The sequence below is a fragment of the Brevibacillus sp. NRS-1366 genome (assembly GCF_050467985.1).
In genome coordinates this window covers 1-19,069 of record NZ_JBITPN010000026.1, presented here as the reverse complement: position 1 = coordinate 19,069, position 19,069 = coordinate 1, and the positions used below count along the sequence as shown (strand labels likewise).

General features: G+C 47.7%; 30 protein-coding genes. 28 read left to right on the top strand and 2 right to left on the bottom strand.

Annotation, left to right across the window (positions count from 1 at the left end; genetic code table 11):
- Positions 1–14 precede the first annotated feature (14 nt).
- The 25 genes from rplE (at position 15) to ACIFQN_RS22890 (ending at position 15,504) form a co-directional block, all read left to right on the top strand.
- On the top strand, positions 15–557 hold the full coding sequence (rplE, locus tag ACIFQN_RS23010) for a 50S ribosomal protein L5 (RefSeq protein WP_103110182.1): 543 nt from the start codon (positions 15–17) through the stop codon (positions 555–557).
- 24 nt (positions 558–581) lie between these two features.
- A complete protein-coding gene (locus ACIFQN_RS23005) occupies positions 582–767 on the top strand; it encodes a type Z 30S ribosomal protein S14 (protein ID WP_005828830.1) in 186 nt (61 codons plus the stop codon).
- 27 nt (positions 768–794) lie between these two features.
- Positions 795–1,193 (top strand): 30S ribosomal protein S8, encoded by a 399-nt coding sequence (rpsH, locus tag ACIFQN_RS23000; protein ID WP_103110181.1) that lies wholly within the window; start codon positions 795–797, stop codon positions 1,191–1,193.
- A gap of 35 nt (positions 1,194–1,228) precedes the next feature.
- Positions 1,229–1,765 carry a 50S ribosomal protein L6 gene (gene rplF, locus ACIFQN_RS22995; RefSeq protein WP_429835377.1) on the top strand — a complete coding sequence of 179 codons (537 nt, stop codon included), beginning with the start codon at positions 1,229–1,231 and terminating at the stop codon, positions 1,763–1,765.
- A 32-nt stretch (positions 1,766–1,797) separates the two neighbouring features.
- Positions 1,798–2,160: a 50S ribosomal protein L18 gene (rplR, locus tag ACIFQN_RS22990; RefSeq protein WP_047074697.1), complete on the top strand. Its 363-nt coding sequence runs from the start codon at positions 1,798–1,800 to the stop codon at positions 2,158–2,160.
- Positions 2,161–2,178: 18 nt separating this feature from the next.
- Entirely contained in the window at positions 2,179–2,676 is a 498-nt protein-coding gene (gene rpsE / locus ACIFQN_RS22985; protein ID WP_103110179.1) for a 30S ribosomal protein S5, read from the top strand.
- A gap of 16 nt (positions 2,677–2,692) precedes the next feature.
- Positions 2,693–2,878 (top strand): 50S ribosomal protein L30, encoded by a 186-nt coding sequence (rpmD, locus tag ACIFQN_RS22980; RefSeq protein ID WP_429835376.1) that lies wholly within the window; start codon positions 2,693–2,695, stop codon positions 2,876–2,878.
- 33 nt (positions 2,879–2,911) lie between these two features.
- Entirely contained in the window at positions 2,912–3,352 is a 441-nt protein-coding gene (gene rplO, locus ACIFQN_RS22975) for a 50S ribosomal protein L15 (protein WP_429835375.1), read from the top strand.
- On the top strand, positions 3,352–4,647 hold the full coding sequence (gene secY / locus ACIFQN_RS22970) for a preprotein translocase subunit SecY (protein WP_429835374.1): 1,296 nt from the start codon (positions 3,352–3,354) through the stop codon (positions 4,645–4,647). The genes rplO and secY overlap by 1 nt, the downstream gene beginning before the upstream one ends.
- A 60-nt stretch (positions 4,648–4,707) precedes the next feature.
- Positions 4,708–5,352 carry an adenylate kinase gene (locus ACIFQN_RS22965; protein ID WP_429835373.1) on the top strand — a complete coding sequence of 215 codons (645 nt, stop codon included), beginning with the start codon at positions 4,708–4,710 and terminating at the stop codon, positions 5,350–5,352.
- A 6-nt stretch (positions 5,353–5,358) separates the two neighbouring features.
- A complete protein-coding gene (gene map, locus ACIFQN_RS22960; RefSeq protein WP_429835372.1) occupies positions 5,359–6,105 on the top strand; it encodes a type I methionyl aminopeptidase in 747 nt (248 codons plus the stop codon).
- A 118-nt stretch (positions 6,106–6,223) separates the two neighbouring features.
- Positions 6,224–6,442: a translation initiation factor IF-1 gene (gene infA, locus ACIFQN_RS22955; protein ID WP_023558720.1), complete on the top strand. Its 219-nt coding sequence runs from the start codon at positions 6,224–6,226 to the stop codon at positions 6,440–6,442.
- Between the two features lie 35 nt (positions 6,443–6,477).
- Positions 6,478–6,591 carry a 50S ribosomal protein L36 gene (gene rpmJ / locus ACIFQN_RS22950; RefSeq protein WP_003333770.1) on the top strand — a complete coding sequence of 38 codons (114 nt, stop codon included), beginning with the start codon at positions 6,478–6,480 and terminating at the stop codon, positions 6,589–6,591.
- A 21-nt stretch (positions 6,592–6,612) separates the two neighbouring features.
- Positions 6,613–6,981 carry a 30S ribosomal protein S13 gene (gene rpsM, locus ACIFQN_RS22945; protein WP_429835371.1) on the top strand — a complete coding sequence of 123 codons (369 nt, stop codon included), beginning with the start codon at positions 6,613–6,615 and terminating at the stop codon, positions 6,979–6,981.
- A gap of 16 nt (positions 6,982–6,997) precedes the next feature.
- Positions 6,998–7,399 (top strand): 30S ribosomal protein S11, encoded by a 402-nt coding sequence (rpsK, locus tag ACIFQN_RS22940; protein WP_005828803.1) that lies wholly within the window; start codon positions 6,998–7,000, stop codon positions 7,397–7,399.
- A gap of 156 nt (positions 7,400–7,555) precedes the next feature.
- Entirely contained in the window at positions 7,556–8,500 is a 945-nt protein-coding gene (locus tag ACIFQN_RS22935) for a DNA-directed RNA polymerase subunit alpha (RefSeq protein WP_429835370.1), read from the top strand.
- 54 nt (positions 8,501–8,554) lie between these two features.
- Positions 8,555–8,914 carry a 50S ribosomal protein L17 gene (rplQ, locus tag ACIFQN_RS22930; protein WP_429835369.1) on the top strand — a complete coding sequence of 120 codons (360 nt, stop codon included), beginning with the start codon at positions 8,555–8,557 and terminating at the stop codon, positions 8,912–8,914.
- Between the two features lie 192 nt (positions 8,915–9,106).
- Positions 9,107–9,958 carry an energy-coupling factor transporter ATPase gene (locus ACIFQN_RS22925; RefSeq protein ID WP_429835368.1) on the top strand — a complete coding sequence of 284 codons (852 nt, stop codon included), beginning with the start codon at positions 9,107–9,109 and terminating at the stop codon, positions 9,956–9,958.
- The gene (locus tag ACIFQN_RS22920) at positions 9,934–10,806 is read left to right on the top strand and encodes an energy-coupling factor transporter ATPase (protein WP_429835367.1); all 873 of its coding nucleotides are present in this window, start codon (positions 9,934–9,936) and stop codon (positions 10,804–10,806) included. The genes ACIFQN_RS22925 and ACIFQN_RS22920 overlap by 25 nt, the downstream gene beginning before the upstream one ends.
- A 1-nt stretch (position 10,807) precedes the next feature.
- The gene (locus ACIFQN_RS22915; protein ID WP_429835366.1) at positions 10,808–11,605 is read left to right on the top strand and encodes an energy-coupling factor transporter transmembrane component T family protein; all 798 of its coding nucleotides are present in this window, start codon (positions 10,808–10,810) and stop codon (positions 11,603–11,605) included.
- Positions 11,590–12,336: a tRNA pseudouridine(38-40) synthase TruA gene (gene truA, locus ACIFQN_RS22910; protein WP_429835365.1), complete on the top strand. Its 747-nt coding sequence runs from the start codon at positions 11,590–11,592 to the stop codon at positions 12,334–12,336. Before ACIFQN_RS22915 ends, truA begins: the two co-directional genes overlap by 16 nt.
- A 256-nt stretch (positions 12,337–12,592) precedes the next feature.
- The gene (rplM, locus tag ACIFQN_RS22905; RefSeq protein WP_429835364.1) at positions 12,593–13,030 is read left to right on the top strand and encodes a 50S ribosomal protein L13; all 438 of its coding nucleotides are present in this window, start codon (positions 12,593–12,595) and stop codon (positions 13,028–13,030) included.
- A 20-nt stretch (positions 13,031–13,050) separates the two neighbouring features.
- Positions 13,051–13,443, top strand: a complete 393-nt coding sequence (gene rpsI, locus ACIFQN_RS22900; protein ID WP_005828788.1) for a 30S ribosomal protein S9 — start codon at positions 13,051–13,053, stop codon at positions 13,441–13,443.
- A gap of 121 nt (positions 13,444–13,564) precedes the next feature.
- Positions 13,565–14,281, top strand: a complete 717-nt coding sequence (gene cwlD, locus ACIFQN_RS22895) for an N-acetylmuramoyl-L-alanine amidase CwlD (protein ID WP_429835363.1) — start codon at positions 13,565–13,567, stop codon at positions 14,279–14,281.
- A 113-nt stretch (positions 14,282–14,394) separates the two neighbouring features.
- On the top strand, positions 14,395–15,504 hold the full coding sequence (locus ACIFQN_RS22890; RefSeq protein WP_429835362.1) for a P-loop NTPase: 1,110 nt from the start codon (positions 14,395–14,397) through the stop codon (positions 15,502–15,504).
- A 73-nt stretch (positions 15,505–15,577) separates the two neighbouring features.
- Here the strand turns inward: ACIFQN_RS22890 and gerD are convergent, their stop codons facing one another.
- Entirely contained in the window at positions 15,578–16,216 is a 639-nt protein-coding gene (gerD, locus tag ACIFQN_RS22885; RefSeq protein ID WP_429835413.1) for a spore germination lipoprotein GerD, read from the bottom strand.
- Positions 16,217–16,341: 125 nt separating this feature from the next.
- On the opposite strand from gerD, the gene ACIFQN_RS22880 reads away from it, so the two are divergent.
- Positions 16,342–16,929 carry a KinB-signaling pathway activation protein gene (locus ACIFQN_RS22880; RefSeq protein WP_429835361.1) on the top strand — a complete coding sequence of 196 codons (588 nt, stop codon included), beginning with the start codon at positions 16,342–16,344 and terminating at the stop codon, positions 16,927–16,929.
- A gap of 26 nt (positions 16,930–16,955) precedes the next feature.
- On the opposite strand, the gene pdaB is transcribed toward ACIFQN_RS22880, so the two are convergent.
- On the bottom strand, positions 16,956–17,726 hold the full coding sequence (gene pdaB, locus ACIFQN_RS22875) for a polysaccharide deacetylase family sporulation protein PdaB (RefSeq protein WP_429835360.1): 771 nt from the start codon (positions 17,724–17,726) through the stop codon (positions 16,956–16,958).
- A 125-nt stretch (positions 17,727–17,851) separates the two neighbouring features.
- Between pdaB and ACIFQN_RS22870 the strand changes: the two genes are divergently transcribed.
- Complete coding sequence (locus tag ACIFQN_RS22870; RefSeq protein WP_429835359.1) at positions 17,852–18,505, top strand: stage II sporulation protein M; 654 nt, start codon at positions 17,852–17,854, stop codon at positions 18,503–18,505.
- Positions 18,506–18,621: 116 nt separating this feature from the next.
- Positions 18,622–18,855, top strand: a complete 234-nt coding sequence (locus tag ACIFQN_RS22865) for a hypothetical protein (RefSeq protein ID WP_049742260.1) — start codon at positions 18,622–18,624, stop codon at positions 18,853–18,855.
- Positions 18,856–19,069 lie beyond the last annotated feature (214 nt).

Here is a 19,069-nt window from a genome sequence, read left to right as displayed (position 1 = left end):
GGAGGATGTCCTAGATGGCAACAAGATTGAAAGAAAAGTATTCAAATGAAATCGTGCCTGGCTTGATGAGCAAGTTTAACTACTCTTCCATCATGCAAGTGCCGAAAGTAGAAAAGATCATCATCAACATGGGTGTTGGCGAAGCTGTTGCTAACGCTAAAGCCTTGGATACTGCAGTCGAAGACTTGGCTCTGATTGCTGGTCAAAAGCCTGTAGTAACTCGCGCAAAGAAATCTATCGCAGGTTTCAAATTGCGTGAAGGTATGCCGATCGGTGCGAAGATTACTCTGCGCGGCGAGCGTATGTACCACTTCCTCGACAAGTTGATGAACGTATCTCTTCCGCGTGTTCGTGACTTCCGTGGAATCTCTTCCAAGGCATTTGACGGTCGCGGTAACTACACACTTGGTCTGAAGGAACAACTGATCTTCCCTGAGATCGAGTACGATAAAATTGACAAAGTACGCGGTATGGACATCGTAATTGTTACTTCCGCGAAAACGGATGAGGAAGCTCGTGAGTTGCTGACTCAAATGGGTATGCCATTCCGTAAATAAACCCACTCGTAAGGAGGGAAGAATGTGGCAAAGAAATCTATGATCATCAAGCAACAGCGGCAGCCGAAGTTTGCAGTACGCGCGTACACTCGTTGCGAGCGTTGCGGACGTCCTCACTCCGTATTGCGCAAATTCAAACTCTGCCGTATTTGCTTCCGTGAACTTGCTTATAAAGGTCAAATTCCAGGCGTGAAAAAAGCAAGCTGGTAATTTGAAACGGGAAGGAGGTTTTCTCTCATGGTTATGACTGATCCAATTGCAGATATGTTGACTCGCATCCGTAACGCCAACATGGTTCGCCACGAGAAAGTGGAAATCCCGGCGTCCACCATCAAGAAGGAAATCGCGCGCATTCTGAAAGAAGAAGGCTTTATCCGCGACGCTGAGTTTGTTGAAGACAACAAACAAGGCATCATCCGTGTATTCTTGAAATATGGTGCGAACAACGAGCGTGTAATCACAGGTCTGAAACGTATCTCCAAGCCAGGTCTTCGTGTATATGCAAAAAACACTGAAGTACCTAAGGTATTGGGTGGCCTCGGTTGCGCGATCATCTCTACATCCACTGGCGTAATGACTGACAAGCAAGCTCGTCAAGCAGCTGTTGGTGGAGAAGTACTTGCATACGTTTGGTAATTCACAGATTGTAAATAGCACAGGAGGTGCACCACATGTCTCGTGTCGGTAGAAAACCGATCGTGGTACCTGCAGGCGTTACCCTCACTCTGAACGGAACTGAGCTGACGGTAAAGGGCCCTAAGGGTCAACTCGTTCGTAGCTTTCATGAAGATATCAAAATTAACATCGCTGATAACGAAGTAGTAGTAGAGCGTCCAAGCGATAATAAACTTCACCGTTCCCTGCACGGTACGACTCGTGCGCTGGTTGCCAACATGGTAAAAGGCGTATCTGAAGGCTTCACTCGTACCCTGGAATTGGTCGGTGTAGGTTACCGTGCTGCCAAAACTGGCAACGGCATTACTCTCTCTCTTGGTTTCTCCCACCCAGTGGAAGTTAATCCAGAAGCGGGTATTGAAATCGACGTACCAAACCAAACCACTCTGGTGGTTAAAGGGATCAACAAAGAGCGCGTAGGCCAAATTGCTGCTGAAATCCGTGCACTTCGTAAACCTGAGCCTTATAAAGGTAAAGGTATCAAGTACAGTGATGAAGTGGTTCGTCGTAAAGAAGGTAAAAAAGGTAAATAAGCTTCTAGCTTCATGAGAAAGGAGGCCGCTTAATGTTTACGAAAGCTGATAAAAACAAAGCTCGGAAAAAACGTCACCTGCGTATTCGCAAACGCGTGATTGGTTCTACCATTCGCCCGCGTCTGAACGTATTCCGTTCTTCTAAGCACATCTACGCTCAATTGATCGATGATGCAACTGGCGTAACACTGGTATCTGCATCTTCTTTGGATAAAGAGCTGGGCCTGAAAAATGGCGCTAACGTGGAAGCTGCTACAGCTGTTGGCACACTGATCGCTAAGCGTGCACAAGAAAAAGGTGCGACTGAAGTGATTTTTGACCGCGGTGGATACATCTATCATGGACGTATTAAAGCACTGGCAGAAGCAGCTCGTGAAGCTGGTCTGCAATTCTAACAACAAGGAGGGTAAGGAATGCGTATCGACCCTAGCAAATTAGAGCTCGAAGAAAAAGTAGTCGCAGTTAACCGCGTAGCTAAAACGGTTAAAGGTGGACGTCGCATGAGCTTCAGCGCCCTGGTTGTTGTGGGTGACCGTAACGGCCATGTAGGTGCTGGTATGGGTAAAGCTCAAGAAGTTCCAGACGCCATTCGCAAAGCGATTGACGACGCTAAGAAAAAATTGATCCGTGTACCGATGAGAGGAACGACTGTTCCGCACGAAGTTATGTGCCAATTCGGTGCAGGTAAGGTTCTCCTGAAGCCTGCTTCTGCGGGTACAGGTGTTATCGCCGGTGGACCTGTTCGTGCCGTTCTCGAACTGGCTGGTGTAGGCGATATCTTGAGTAAGTCTCTTGGTTCCAACAATCCTATCAACATGGTCAACGCTACGCTGGAAGGCCTCGGCCGTCTGAAAACAGCGGAAGATGTCGCGAAATTGCGCGGTAAGACTGTTGACGAGTTGTTGGGTTAATAAGGAGGGAATGAACATGGCAAAATTGCAAATCACCCTCAAACGCAGCTTGATCGGACGCACTGTCGATCAACAAGACACTGTAAAAGCTCTGGGTCTTCGCAAATTGAACTCTACCGTAGTGAAAGAAGATAACGCTGCGATCCGCGGTATGGTTTTCAAAGTGAAGCACTTGGTCGAAGTTAAAGAATTAGAAGCATAACCACACATCTCAATTAGTTAGGAGGTGCAACGTATGAAATTGCATGAACTGCAACCTGCAGAAGGATCCCGTCACACTCGTAAGCGCCTCGGTCGCGGTATTGGTAGCGGAACTGGCAAAACTGCCGGTAAAGGTCACAAAGGTCAAAAAGCTCGTTCCGGCGGCGGTGTACGTCCTGGTTTCGAGGGTGGTCAAAACCCATTGTACCGTCGTCTGCCTAAGCGTGGTTTCACTAACATCAGCCGCAAAGAATTTGCGATTGTTAGCCTGGACGCGCTGAACCGTTTCGAAGAGGGCACTGTAGTGACACCTGAGTTGTTGAAAGAAACAGGTGTTATCAGCGCGCTGCGCGACGGTGTTAAGGTTCTTGCTAACGGTGAACTGACAGTGAAGCTGACTGTAAAAGCTCACAAGTTCTCCGGATCTGCTGCTGAGAAGATCGCACAAGTCGGTGGAACAACCGAGGTGATCTAATGTTAGCGTCCTTAACTAACATTTTTAGGATTGGCGATTTACGTCGCAAGATCCTGTTTACACTCATGATGCTGGTGGTCTTTAGGATCGGAAGCTTCGTGCCAGTTCCTAACGTAAATGTCGAGTTGTTTCAGCAGAACACAAGCCACTTGTTGGGATTGTTGAACACCTTCTCCGGAGGGGCACTGCATAACTTCTCGATTTTTGCCATGGGTATCATGCCGTACATTACGGCTTCGATTATCATGCAGCTGTTGTCCATGGATGTTGTGCCTAAGCTGACGCAATGGGCACGTGAAGGAGAGGTTGGCCGCCGCAAGATTGCTACGGTTACTCGCTACTTTACAATCATTCTTGGTTTGATTCAGTCTGTAGGGATGACGTTTGGCTTCAATAATATGGCGCCTGGCTTGCTCAACGATACATCTGTTGGCAGTTATGCACTCATTGCGTTGACACTGACGGCCGGAACCGCGTTCATGATGTGGATGGGGGAACAGATTACTGAAAAGGGTATTGGTAACGGGATCTCGATCCTGATCGTGGCGGGTATCGTCGCTAACATTCCAACCGGTATTACGACGATTTACTCTACACAATTTGCTGATCCTTCTCAGAACATCTTCTTCAGCATCGTCAAAGTTGTGATCATCCTGCTGGTGATCCTCGCCATTATTGTCGGGGTTATCTTTATGCAGCAAGGTATTCGTAAGATTCCAGTTCAATATGCTAAGAGAGTGGTTGGACGTAAAATGTACGGTGGTCAATCTACCCACATTCCACTGAAAATCAACTCTGCTGGTGTGATTCCTGTTATCTTTGCGATCTCGCTCGTCATTTTCCCGTCAACAATTGCTCAATTCTGGGTAGATCAATCCAGAACAGGTATTGCCAACTGGATTTATGAAAACTTCCAGCCGAGTGCAGGTTTGGGAATGCTGCTCTATGCAGTGCTGATTATCGGGTTTACCTACTTCTACACCTTTGTTCAGATCAATCCTGTACAAATGGCGGAGAACATGAGGAAAAATGGCGGTTACATTCCTGGTATTCGACCTGGTAAAAACACTGAGGTGTACATTACTCGTACGTTGAACCGCTTAACATTGGCTGGTGCGTTGTTCCTGATGGCGATCTCCATCTTGCCGTTCTTCTTCAGCAAGTTGGCTAACTTGCCACAGTCGATTTACATCGGTGGTACTTCGCTGTTGATCGTGATCGGGGTTGCCCTTGATACGATGAAGCAGATCGAAAGCCAAATGATCAAACGTCACTACCAAGGGTTCATCAAGTAATACCTAGGTTTTTACAGAAAAGCCTCTGTAGCTTTTCTTTATGGGACGGAGGGAATGAACGTGAATATAATTCTGATGGGACTGCCTGGAGCCGGCAAAGGGACTCAGGCAGAACGAATCGTAGAAGAGTTTGACATTCCGCACATTTCGACTGGCGATATGTTCAGAGCGGCGGTCAAGAACGAAACGCCGCTCGGACTAGAAGCTAAGTCCTATATGGATAAAGGCTTGCTGGTTCCCGATGAGGTTGTCATCGGGATTGTGCGGGAGCGCCTGTCGATGGATGATTGCGAAAAAGGATTCCTGTTAGATGGTTTCCCTCGCACCGTTCCTCAGGCGGAAGCGTTGACAGCTACTGTAAAAGAGCTGGGACGCGAGATTGATCATGTGATTAATATCAACGTTCGTCGTGAACAACTGATTGAACGTCTGACCGGTCGCTGGATCTGCCCTGTTTGTGGAGCTAGCTATCACACGATGTTCAATCCTCCAAAAGAGGCTGGCGTGTGTGACAAAGATGGTGGTAAGCTGTATCAGCGCGAAGACGATAAGCCGGAAGTGGTAGCACAACGACTTGACGTCAACATCGCTCAGACTGAGCCGCTCATCAATTACTACTCCGCTCAGGAGCTCCTGCGAGATATCAATGGGGAACAAGATATCCAGGTAGTGTTTGCGGAAATTAAGTCTTTGCTAAGAGGGTAATTGCGAATGATTATCCTAAAGTCGAAAGCAGAACTTGAGGTTATGCGCGAAGCTGGTCGTATTGTCGCACTCACCCATCAAGAACTGGCCAAGGCGATCAAGCCTGGTGTCACGACGAAGCAGCTAGACGAAATAGCCGAGACCTTTATCCGCAGCATGGGAGCAATTCCATCTTTTAAAGGCTACGGTGGCTTTCCAGGAAGTATCTGTGCTTCAGTCAATGAAGAACTCGTACACGGGATCCCAGGACAACGGGCGTTGCAAGAAGGAGACATCATCAGCCTCGACATCGGTGCCCAGTTTAAGGGTTACCATGGCGACTCCGCTTGGACGTATCCAGTCGGCAAGATTTCAACAGAAAATCAGAATCTCTTGCGAGTAACGGAAGAGTCGTTGTTCAAGGGGCTTGAAAAAGCTGTACCGGGTGCACGACTGTCTGATATCTCTCATGCGATTCAGATTCATGCAGAAGCTGCCGGCTTCACACTCGTTCGCGAGTATGTGGGGCATGGGATTGGGCAAAACTTGCACGAAGATCCGCAGGTTCCTAACTACGGCCCTCCTGATCGAGGTCCACGGTTAAAACCAGGCATGGTGTTGGCAATTGAGCCAATGGTGAATGCCGGCGAACGTTATGTCCGCACATTGGAGGACAATTGGACGGTAGTAACATTGGATCGGAAAACTTGTGCTCATTTTGAACACACCATCGCGATTACGGAAGATGGCTATGAGATTTTTACACGGACATAAAACGGGAGTTTCGAATCATTTCGGGATTGTCGTCCAACGTGTCGACGATAAGTTCGTTGTGTGATCATTTCGCAAAACTCATGGTCCGACTGAAGAGCAGAAGAAAGGAGAGTTTACCATGGCAAAAGATGATGTAATTGAGGTGGAAGGTACGGTAATCGAGCCTTTGCCTAATGCTATGTTTCGGGTAGAATTAGAGAATGGACACAAGATCCTTGCTCACGTCTCCGGAAAAATCCGCATGCACTTTATTCGTATCCTGCCGGGGGATAAAGTAACTGTCGAACTGTCGCCATACGACTTGACCCGCGGTCGTATTACCTACCGCTATAAATAAGTAAGCAAAACCCCTAGAAAAGGGAGGCAAGAACCATGAAAGTGAGACCTTCGGTAAAACCGATCTGCGAAAAATGCAAGGTTATCCGTCGTAAAGGTAACGTAATGGTTATTTGTGAAAATCCGAAGCATAAGCAAAAACAAGGTTAAACAAGGAGGTGCTTTTTACACATGGCACGTATTGCAGGCGTTGACTTGCCACGCGAAAAACGCGTAGTAGTCGCTCTTACCTACATCTTTGGTATTGGCCGCCCCACGTCTCAAAAAATTCTGTCCGCCACTGGCGTAGATGCGAATACTCGTGTTCGCGACCTGACAGAAGACGAAGTTGGAAAACTGCGTGAGTACATCGACAAAACCGTGAAGGTGGAAGGCGATCTCCGTCGTGAGATTTCCCTGAACATCAAGCGCTTGATGGAAATCGGTTGCTTCCGTGGCATCCGTCATCGTCGTGGACTCCCTGTTCGCGGTCAACGTTCTAAAACAAATGCTCGTACGCGCAAAGGTCCACGCCGTACTGTAGCAAACAAGAAGAAGTAAAGGAGGGTAATCTGACATGGCGAAAAGAAAACAGGCTACAGCAACTCGTACCCGTCGTCGTGATCGCAAAAATGTTGAAGTCGGCGTAGCACATATCCGCTCTACTTTCAACAACACGATCGTAACCATTACTGATCCACACGGTAACGCGATCTCTTGGTCCAGTGCTGGTTCCCTCGGCTTCAAGGGCTCCCGTAAAAGCACTCCATTTGCTGCGCAAATGGCTGCTGAAGCGGCTGCACGTGTTGCTATGGAACACGGCATGCGTTCTCTTGAAGTATCGGTTAAAGGCCCAGGTGCAGGTCGTGAAGCAGCGATCCGTTCCCTGCAAGCTACTGGTCTTGAAGTGAACATGATTAAAGACGTGACGCCAATTCCGCACAACGGTTGCCGTCCACCAAAACGTCGCCGCGTGTAACTGGTTTATATCGTTCAGAACATGTCCATACTAGAATGGTAAATTCTGATTTATAGCTTGTCATGCACGCAAACGGTAAACCGCCGGGGAAATTCCTGAGTGGGCACGTATGCGGCCCACCCAAGGATTTCGACGTTTTGAAGGAGGGTTTGTTTAATGATAGAAATAGAAAAACCAAAAATCGAGGTTGTGGAAGTTAGCGACGACAACTCGTATGGAAAGTTTGTTGTAGAACCTCTAGAGCGCGGATATGGAACTACCCTTGGCAACTCGCTGAGACGGATTCTTCTTTCGTCCTTGCCAGGCGCGGCAGTTCGTACCGTTCAAATCGATGGGGTTCTTCACGAGTTCTCTACGATTGAAGGCGTCGTTGAAGATGTAACCGAGATCATCCTGAACATCAAAGGCTTGGCGCTGAAGATCCATTCCGATGAAGAAAAAGTAATCGAGATCGATGCAGAAGGCGAAGGCGTTGTCAAAGCGGGAGATATCCGTGCTGACAGTGATGTGGAGGTCTTAAACCCTGATCTTCATATTGCAACGTTGGCCAATGGCGGTCGTCTGCATATCCGCATGACAGCTGGACGTGGTCGTGGTTATGTTCAAGCAGATGGAAATAAATCGGAGGATCTACCAATTGGTGTGATTCCGATTGATTCGATCTACACGCCGATCAAGCGCGTTAACTATCAAGTTGAAAATACCCGTGTAGGGCAAATGACCAACTATGATAAGTTGACTCTTGAGGTTTGGGCAAACGGCAGTATCAGTCCGGAAGAAGCCGTAAGTCTCGGCGCTAAAATCATGACGGAGCATTTGAACCTATTTGTCGGTTTGACCGATGAGGCGAAAGATGCTGAAATCATGGTTGAAAAGGAAGAAGACAAGAAAGAGAAAGTCTTGGAGATGACCATCGAAGAGCTCGATCTTTCTGTTCGTTCCTACAACTGCTTGAAGCGTGCCGGTATCAATACTGTGCAAGAGCTGACGCAGAAGACCGAAGAGGACATGATGAAAGTGCGCAACCTGGGACGCAAATCTCTGGAAGAAGTACAAGAAAAGTTGGCTGAACTGGGCTTGTCCCTGCGCAGCGACGACTAGAGAAGCAAACCGAAGCACGTTTTTGTTCTCTCGAGTAAGAGGGAGGTAAAGAACATGGCATACCGTAAATTGGGTCGTCGTAGCTCAGCTCGTAAAGCGCTGTTCCGCGACTTGGTAACTGACCTGATCATCAACGAGCGCATCGAAACTACAGAGATGAAAGCGAAAGAACTTCGCCCAATCGCTGAGAAAATGATCACGCTCGCGAAACGCGGCGATCTGCATGCTCGCCGTCAAGTTGCTGCTTTCGTTCGCAAAGAAGTTGCGAATGAAGAAGGCCGCGATGCTGTTCAAAAACTGTTCGATGAAATCGCGCCTCGTTTCAAAGAGCGCAACGGTGGATACACTCGTATCCTGAAAGCCGGCCCTCGTCGCGGCGACGCTGCACCGATGGCATACATCGAATTCGTATAAGACATCACAAGATAATGGTCGTTTTACCAAGGTTACGGGACCTGTTCCCTGACCTGGTAAACAACCGCGAAAAGGGTGGGGGCAGATCTGGTCATAGGCTGGACTCTGATTCAACCCTTTTTTCCTTTATTACCAGCAATAGGTCCAGTTAGTTAGAACCTTCGTGGGTACTGGGGAGGGTGTGATTGCCTCATGAAAGAGGAGAGCTTGCTAGCGTTGCGGGATGTCTCCTTTGCTTACGATGATGATGAAGGCCAGCGGGTACCCGTACTCAAAAATGTGGACATGACGATTCATAAAGGCTCTTTTGTTTCCATCCTAGGGCACAATGGATCCGGTAAGTCGACAATGGCAAAGCTGATGAACGCCTTATTGCTTCCTGCGGGAGGAACCGTTCTCGTCAGTGGTATGGATACCAAAAATGGTGAAGTGCTTTGGGAAATTCGGCAGCATGTTGGTATGGTCTTTCAGAATCCCGACAATCAGATTGTAGGGGCAACAGTGGAAGACGATGTGGCTTTTGGCCTTGAAAACATGGGTGTCGAGCCCGAGGAGATGCGTCTTCGTATTGACGAGGCACTGCTCTGTGTTGGCATGGAAAAGTATTTGCTGGCCCAGCCTCATCGCCTCTCAGGTGGACAAAAGCAGCGTGTGGCAATTGCGGGAATCATGGCTATGCGCCCGTCTGTTATCATTTTGGATGAAGCGACAGCGATGCTTGATCCACAGGGACGGCAGGAAGTGCTGCTTTTGGCACGTCGGCTCAACCGTGAAGAAGGGATCACGATCATCAACATTACTCACTTTCCCGAAGAGGCTATCTATTCGGACAGAGTCATCGTCATGCGCGCTGGCGAAGTTCTGATGGAGGGCCATCCGAGTGAGGTATTCAGCCAGGTAGAGCGTCTCAAGGGAGCAGGCTTGGACGTACCATTTGCAGTTCGGTTACGCCATGAGCTTGTAGCCAGAGGAATCGACCTACCGTTTGTACTGCACCAAGAGGAGCTGGTGGAGCACGTATGCAGATTACTTTTGACCAAGTAAGCCATATCTATGGCAAAGGCACACCTTTTGAACGGGTAGCCTTGCAGGATATATCCCTGACGATCCCATCCGGTTCGTTTGTGGGCATTATTGGCCAAACCGGCTCCGGCAAATCAACACTCATTCAGCACTTGAATGGTTTGCTCACACCTTCATCAGGCAAGATTACCTTGGGGGATGTAGTCATTACCCCATCCCGGCGGCTTCCTCACGCACAGAGACGGGATATCGGTCTAGTATTCCAGTATCCTGAGCATCAGCTATTTGAAGAGACGGTAGCGAAGGATGTCTCCTTTGGGCCTCTCAATTTCGATTTACCGGTCGAAATGGTAGAGACACGTGTAAGGGAGTCACTAGAGGTTGTGGGTCTGGACTATGAATCCATCAAGGACCGCTCTCCTTTTCATTTGAGTGGCGGACAGATGCGCCGTGTGGCCATCGCAGGGGTCCTTGCCATGCAACCAAAGGTGCTTGTCTTGGACGAGCCAACAGCCGGCCTCGATCCCGCTGGCCGCAAAGCGATTCTGGAAGGAATCCACGGTATCCATATAGAGCAGAAACTAACTACGTTGTTGGTGACTCACAGCATGGAGGAGGCTGCTCGCTATGCCGACTATTTGCTCGTCATGGCAGGAGGGCAGGTAGTCTTGCAGGGGAAACCGGACGAGGTGTTTATGCAGGCCGAGAGGTTGCGGGAGCTGTCTTTGGATGTACCGGAAACAGTAGCGTTGGTCTCTAGCCTGAATCAAATATTGCCGGACGAGGGACATCTGCCGAGCTCCCTGTATCGGGAGGAAGAGCTGATAGCCCATCTGCTGGAACGGCTGTCCGTACCGAAGGAGGGCTAAGATGCTGCAGAATATCGCAATCGGTCAATATGTACCAGGACATTCGTATCTTCACCGTGCAGATCCGCGAAGCAAACTGCTCTTTATTATTCTTTTTGCGACCTTGGTCTTCTTGGCGAATAATACGATTACTTACGCTATTCTTATCGGTTTTACGCTTTATACAGCATTACTTTCTCGTCTTTCCCTCTCCTATATCCTGAAAAGCCTGAAGCCGGTCTGGATTCTGATCCTGTTTACCGTTGTTCTTCACATTTTCATCACCAAAGGTGGGACTGTCTACTTACAGTGGGGCTGGTTTACTGTTGAGGAACAGGGTGTTCGTCAGGCTATCTTTATCTCGTTGCGGTTAGGTCTTTTGGTGCTGATTAGTTCCTTGCTGACTTTGACCACCTCTCCGATCGACTTGACGGAGGGACTGGAGCGATTGCTGGGCCCGTTTGGACGTGTAGGAGTACCTGTCCATGATATAGCGCTCATGATGTCTATTGCGCTTCGTTTCATTCCGACCCTGATGGAGGAAACGGACAAGATTATCAAGGCGCAGACAGCTAGAGGGGCTGATTTTACCAGTGGAAACCTAGTGAGACGAGCCAAAAATTTAATTCCAATTGCTATTCCGCTGTTTATTAGCGCGTTTCGTCGTGCAGAGGAACTGGCATTGGCGATGGAGGCTCGTGGCTATCGGGGAGGCGTAGGAAGAACCAGGCTGACGAAGCTGAGCTTTTCCTGGCGCGACGCTGGTATGGCAATCGTGGGAGTCACTCTGACGCTGGTGATAGGATGGTGGCGAGCGTGAGGCGCTTGCGGTGCGTTTTGGGATATGACGGTACAGATTTTAGTGGCTTTCAGGTTCAGCCTGATCAGATTACGATCCAGGGTGAAATCGAGGCTGCCCTAAATCGGATTACCGGGGAAGAGATTCAAATATACGGTTCGGGACGTACGGACGCAGGGGTTCATGCACGCGGTCAGGTGATTCATTTTGACACGAAAAGCCATATTCCGCTGGATAAGTGGCGATTCGTACTAAATAATCAATTACCCGATGCAATTGCAATCCGTTCGGTGGAAGAGGCGAATGAGTCGTTCCACGCCCGGTTTGACGTGCAGGTAAAAGAATACCGCTACTGCATTGATAACAGTCCCGTGGCTGATGTTTTTCGTCACCGATACGCTGATCATATCCGTTACCCGCTTGACGTGGAGGCGATGCAACAGGCTGCCCGCTATTTGGAGGGGGAGCATGACTTCACATCGTTCTGTTCTGCCAAGACGTTTGTAGAGGACAAGGTCCGTACAGTTTATGGATTAAACGTAGAACGTCGTGGCGATGAAGTGTGGGTGATCTGCCGAGGCAACGGCTTTTTGTACAACATGGTACGAATCATCGTGGGTACGCTAGTCGAGGTCGGGCAGGGCAAACGGGTACCTGCTGAGCTGGCAGAAATTCTAGCGGCTTGTGATCGTGAGAGGGCAGGAAAAACAGCACCAGCCAAAGGTCTGACCATGTGGGAAGTCGTCTATTAGTTCTTCGATTTCCAAGTATTAGACTTGACGAAGGCACTTGACTATGAGTCCCCTATGTAGTACGATATTCCTTGGTATTTTAACCCCGCCTAGCCCCACTCTAGCCCCGGGATTGAAAGACAAGATCGTGATTACATGGAACACCTGGAAGAGTTGCTCACCCGTTACGTAGCAATTATCTTCCATTGCAAGTTTCGGTTGTTTTGGTTATAAGTAGATCGATATGTGTTAGGTAAGATATTTAGGAGGGACAAAAATGCGTACCACATATATGGCGAAACCGCTCGAAATTGAGCGTAAATGGTACATCGTTGACGCAGAAGGCCAAACGCTGGGTCGTCTGGCAAGCGAAGTAGCTTCAATCCTGCGCGGCAAACTGAAACCAGAATTCACTCCACACGTTGACGCTGGCGATTTCGTAATCGTAATCAACGCTGATAAAGTGAAATTGACTGGTAACAAACTGCAAGACAAAATCTACTACACTCACTCCCTGTATCCAGGTGGTTTGAAAAAGACCACTGCTGGCGCTATGCTGAACAAGAGACCAGATCGTATGTTCGAACTGGCTGTAAAAGGCATGCTGCCAAAAAACAGCCTGGGACGTCAAATGTTCACCAAGCTGAAAGTATACGCTGGAACTGAGCATCCGCATGCAGCACAAAAACCAGAAGTTTGGCAAATTCGCGGTTAAGGTAAAGGGAGGAAATATACGTGGCACAAGTACAATACTACGGTACAGGTCGTCGTAAGCACTCCGTTGCACGTGTTCGCCTGGTTCCAGGTGAAGGTCGCATTGTGATCAACAAACGTGAAATGGATACTTACTTTGGTTTAGAAACACTGAAATTGATCGTAAAACAACCACTCGTTCTGACTGAAACACTTGGTCGTTACGATGTACTGGTTAACGTAAACGGTGGCGGAACCACTGGTCAAGCTGGTGCTATCCGTCATGGCGTGGCTCGCGCTCTGCTGAAAGCAGATCCAGAACTGCGTGGCGCTCTGAAACGCGCTGGCTTCTTGACTCGCGACCCTCGTATGAAAGAACGTAAAAAATACGGCTTGAAAGCAGCTCGTCGCGCACCTCAATTCTCCAAGCGCTAATTGCTTTCTACAACCCCTTGTCTGTTCGCAGGCAGGGGGTTTTCCTTTTTCATAATCGGGTATATTTGTCCAAGTTTGTCCATATGATGGAACGAGAATGGAACAAAGGGGACGATACACCGTGACACGAAAAGGAGTAGGCTGGATTTTGGCATTCGCTTTACTTATTTTGTTGTTCACCTATGAAACACCGGATCGCTCCTCCTGGATGGCCTGGTCATTGCCGCTGACGGGAACCGTCATTGCCATCGACCCTGGACACGGGGGAAAGGATGGCGGTGCCACCTCCAGTGCAGGTGATGTGGTGGAAAAAGAGGTGACGCTCGCGATTAGCATGTATTTGCGCGATTTTTTACATCAGTCAGGTGCTTTTGTCGTGATGACAAGGGAAGAGGATAAGGATCTGGCTTCACCAGAAGCTGACAAGGCGAGGAGACGAAAATCGGAGGATATCCGCAACCGGGTTAAACTCGTGAACGAAAGTGCCCCTGATTTTCTAATCAGCGTTCATGTCAATTCCATTCCTTCTCCCAAATGGTCCGGGGCGCAAACCTTTTATTCCCCAACGTTTAAGAAAAGCGAGGAAGCGTCCTACCTGATTCAGGATGAAATCAAACGAGTCATTGGCAATACCGATCGTGTACCTAAAAAAACGGACAATGTGTTCCTCATCCGTGAAGTGACTTGTCCTGCGGTTTTGGTAGAGGTTGGCTTTGTCAGCAATACAGAAGAAGCGAAGAAGCTGCAAACGGTGGAATATCAAAAGGCCATGGCGAACGCGATATATCAAGGGATTTTGCGGCAGTATTCTGGTGAGAAAATACCAGTTACACCTTGAGAGGGTGGTGGTCCGTGTCCCAGCCGCTCGAATATGCTATAATGAACCCGCAAACGTTACTGGAAGTACCAGCGGAGCAGTAATTGAAAAGAAGATAGATGAGGTGAACAAAGATGTTGACCAAAGAACAAGTTCTGGAAGCGCTGCGTGATGTGAAGGACCCTGAGATCAATCGCAGTCTGGTAGAACTCAATATGATTCGTGATATTCGCATCGAGGACACTACGGTCAGTCTCACAGTAGTATTGACGATTACAGGCTGTCCATTAAAGGCCAAGATTGAGGACGATGTCGTTGCTGCCATTCGGGAATTAGGTGCAGAAAAGGTGAACCTGCAATTTGGAGCGATGACAGACGACGAACGTGCAGCCCTGAGTGCTCAGTTGCGGGGTGGGCAAGCACAAACGCACAATATGACACCCGGACAAGCTCCACTACTCAACCCGATTTTAGCGAAGGATTCAAAAACCACCTTTATCGCGATCACATCCGGTAAAGGGGGCGTCGGTAAATCAACTGTTACCGTCAACTTGGCTGTGGCACTGTCTCGTTTGGGAAAAAAGGTCGGGATTATCGACGCCGATATTTATGGATTCAGCGTTCCAGATATGATGAATATCGACCAACGTCCAACCGTAATTGGAGAGACGATCTTGCCGGTTGAAAAGCAGAATGTAAAAGTGATGTCGATGGGCTTTTTCGTAGAAGACAATTCTCCGATTATTTGGCGTGGTCCCATGCTGGGCAAAATGCTGCGCAACTTTTTCTCTGAAGTGCATTGGGGAGAAGAACTGGATTATTTGCTCCTGGATCTGCCTCCAGGAACAGGTGACATGGCCCTCGATGTGCATACGATGATTCCGCAGAGTATGGAGATTGTTGTGACGACTCCGCACGCCACAGCAGCATTTGTAGCCGCTCGTGCGGGCGCAATGGCGAAACGGACTGGGCATGAGATTCTGGGGATCGTGGAAAATATGGCTTGGTACGAAGCCAAGGATGGTTCCAAGGAATATGTCTTTGGACGTGGTGGTGGGGCTAAGCTGGCTGAAACATTGACGTGTGAGCTGCTCGCTCAAATTCCACTTGGACAACCGGAAAACCACCCATCCGAGCCTGATTATTCGCCATCTATTTACGGAGAAAAAACAGCGATTGGTCAATTGTATCTCGACATGGCCAAACGTGTCGTAGAGAAATGTACAGATAAAGCAACAAACTAAGGGATAACCCTAGTCGCTTCTTTCCTATACGTAAAAAAGGTGAGCTCTTTCAACTGAGCTCACCTTTTTTTGTTTAGGAACTGCCGCCGCCTTGACTACTACTGCTGCCGCCGCCTTTTCCTTTACCGCCTTTTTTCTTCGTTTTGAGTTCTTTCGGCTTGGTCATATCCTCGGAGACTTTGGTTAAAAGCTTCATCAATTCTTCCTGAAACATTGGACTTTTTAACGAATCCTTCATGATTTGCATTGTTTGTTGCCGGTAAGCGGAGCTTTTCATGAGCTCCAATAAATTTTTTTCAAACTCAGGATCTCTCATGAGGCTAATCATATCTTTTTGATATTCAGGGTCTTTCATCAAGTCCTTCATCAAGGTTTTTTGTTCTGTTTTTAAGGACTTGGCCAATGTACTGGCAAACTTAGGGTCTTGAAACGCCTCTTTAATCTGAGGGCTATTTGGGTTGGTCATGCTTTGAATTAATGTTGTTCGAACAGTGGATTCATCCAGCATGATGTTCTGCTTGAACTTATCGTCTTTCATCATTTTTTCAACCGATTTTTTCGCTTCGTCAGTCTGCAAAATGTCCAGCACCATGTCTTTGACGCTTTTATAATCAGGCTGAGACGAACTTTGCACTTGTCCGCCTGCTGTGCAACTGGTCATGACCAGACAGACAATTGCGAGGAAAGAAATAGTCATTGCCTTTATTCTCATGGGGTGGACACCTCCTTCTTTACTCTGCCTACAAGTAACTTGCGCAGTTTGTTTTGTTCTTACGCTAGTATTTTCTTGCATGCATTGGTACAATCATATTCGATGTGGATTGGAGGGAATGTTTGGTGAGTTTGCGTAAGTATGGCTGGCTTTTTGTCACCACCCTGCTACTCGGAGGGTTGGGCGGTATCCTGGTCGCCTTTATTTTTGATTTGCCAAAACTGCTGGAAGGCAGCGCAGGAAACTTTTTTGTAGGCACGCTGATGTATTTGCTGTACGGAATGACGATCAGCATCGTGGCTCAAATGGGTTTTTTCGCATATATGACGATAAACTATTTTGCTAAGACAATTTTTAAAACTCCGTCTATGTGGAGAAGTGTTCAGGTGTTTCTTGTGGTCTTTGTCTTTTTTGATATGATTTACCTTCGTTACACGTCGCTTGGAGAGGGCGGAGCAATCGGTCCTTATTTAATTGAACCCATCATATTGTTAGTTGTCGCGGTGGTAACAGCCTACGGAAAGGTTAACCTGACGAATCGTACGGCCTGGGTACCTACCTTGTTCTTTATGTTTGTGGTTACGGCATTGGAATGGATTCCTGCGTTAAAGGAAAAGGACGTGCACGCAACCTTGTCTATGCTCGTCCCGCTATTGTTCTGCAACGTATGGCAAGTCATGCAATTGCATCGTCTGGTAAAAAGAGAAAGCTGACCTACAAAATGGGTCAGCTTTTTGCTTTAATGAATTTCTTTGCTTTGCACATCGGTTCCCGCCAGTAGCTCTGATACGGTGACGAATTCGTATCCTTGCTCGCGCAGCTTATCAATGATGACAGGAAGAGCCAAATGCGTCTCCTTGCAAGAGTCGCTGGCATGCATGAGGACAATATCGCCGGGATGGGCTTTCGATAACACGTTTTTTATAATGGTTTCCGTTCCTGGGTTCATCCAGTCTTTAGAGTCGGTATCCCATTGAATGACTGAATAGCCCATATTATTGGCAATCTGCAAGACTCGCTTGTCGATGTCGCCGTTTGGCATACGGATCAGCGTCGGTTTTTTGCCAGTCATTTCTGTTAAAATGGTATCGGCCTTTCCTATCTGGGAGCGGATCTCTTCTTCTGAGTACTTGCTGTAATTATCGTGTTTGTGCCCATGGGAGCCGATCTCGAATCCGTCTTCCTTAATCCTTTTGACAATTTCCGGATGCCGCTGGCTCCACGGAGAGGAGAGGAACATGGTTGCCTTGTTCACTTTTTTCTCCTTCAAAACATCGAGGATCGGTACCGTGCGAGTCTCTCCCCAACTGATGTCAAAGGTCAGGGCAATTTTTTTCTCTTTCGTATCCACTTTGTAGATGGCCTGTGGAGCTTGGGGACTGGTACTACCTGAAAATGCTGTAATCGTGTCTCGTTCCGCGTAGCCGATTCCTGCGGCTAACAGGACGGCAGTCAAGATAATTAAAATTTGTTTCAATCGTTGTGCACTCACTACGTAAATGAACCTCATGAAAAAGCACCTCCTTTGTCCGATAACAGTTTATGCATGTGAGACAAGGATATTCTTTGGTTTGTTGGCTATTGATGAGGTACAATGCATATAGATAAATTAGAGGCTGTAAAGGAGCGTGGCTCATGAAGAATCAACTGCGGCGTTTGTGGGAAGATAATAGACGCTTTTTCTTAGCCGCTTGCTTGCTATTTGTGGGAGGCGGATTGATCGGATATTTTCAGGCACCGGTCGTTGAATCCATGGTGAGCAACCTCATGGAGCAATTAAGGGAAATTGCGGAGCGAATTAAAGAAAATGGCGGCGGAGTTTTGGCTACTTTTTGGACAATACTCTCCAATAATGTTCTTAGTTCACTAATGATGATGGCTCTTGGTTTATTCTTTGCATTCTTTCCCATAATTGGAATGTTGGCCAATGGCTTGCTGCTTGGTTTTGTCATTTTCAAGTACAGCACCGTTGGGATTAGTCCTTGGCTGATTTTTAGCGCAGGCATTTTGCCCCACGGTATTTTTGAACTCCCTGCGGTCCTGTTTGCAGCGGGGATAGGAATTCGACTGGGCGTACTTAGCCTCCGGTCGGTCGGAGTTTTATTCCAACCGCATAAAATAGAGCGTGTGAAAAATGACTGGTACGATACGTTGAAACAATTCCCAGTAGCAGTACTGGCAGTTATTGCGCTACTAGTAGTGGCCGCTATTGTGGAGAGTGCAATCACACCGTATATCCTTAAGGCAACCGTAGGGGAACAACTCCAGCAATTAAACTTGCTAAAATAATTCAGATTTTGCCAACAAATTGAAGCCTTCCTAAACGGGAGGCTTTTAATTTTGAATAGGGTTGAATTTTGATGGAAAAGATAGTGGGTAGACTCGTAAGGCGGAGGGCGATAACGTTGCTGGGGTTTTTATTTAATACCAAAGAAGTACAAGAATTAGAGTATCTGTTGAAGCGAGAATTGGAAGAAATGCTTCTCGATTTTAGTGATAAGCGGATTGATTATTTGGTGAAGCGGGCTATGGAGGAAAGGTACTCGATTATGTTCCGGATGTACGCTCGCATAGCTTCCCCGAATGAGCTTTCTAAGTACGTAAGACGCAGAAAGCTGGGAGAGGAACATTTCACTTGAAAACTTTTTTAAAAAACATATTGACTCTAACGTAGGTAACATGATAGATTAGTTCTTGTCCTTAAGACAACATCACACCACGATGAAATCAAAACGGACACTGAACAACATGATTGCTCTTTGAAAACTGAACAGCGAAAGCGTTAATGAGTCTATCATTAAATGATTTGCCAGCTTTGAACCAGATACAAACTTTATTGGAGAGTTTGATCCT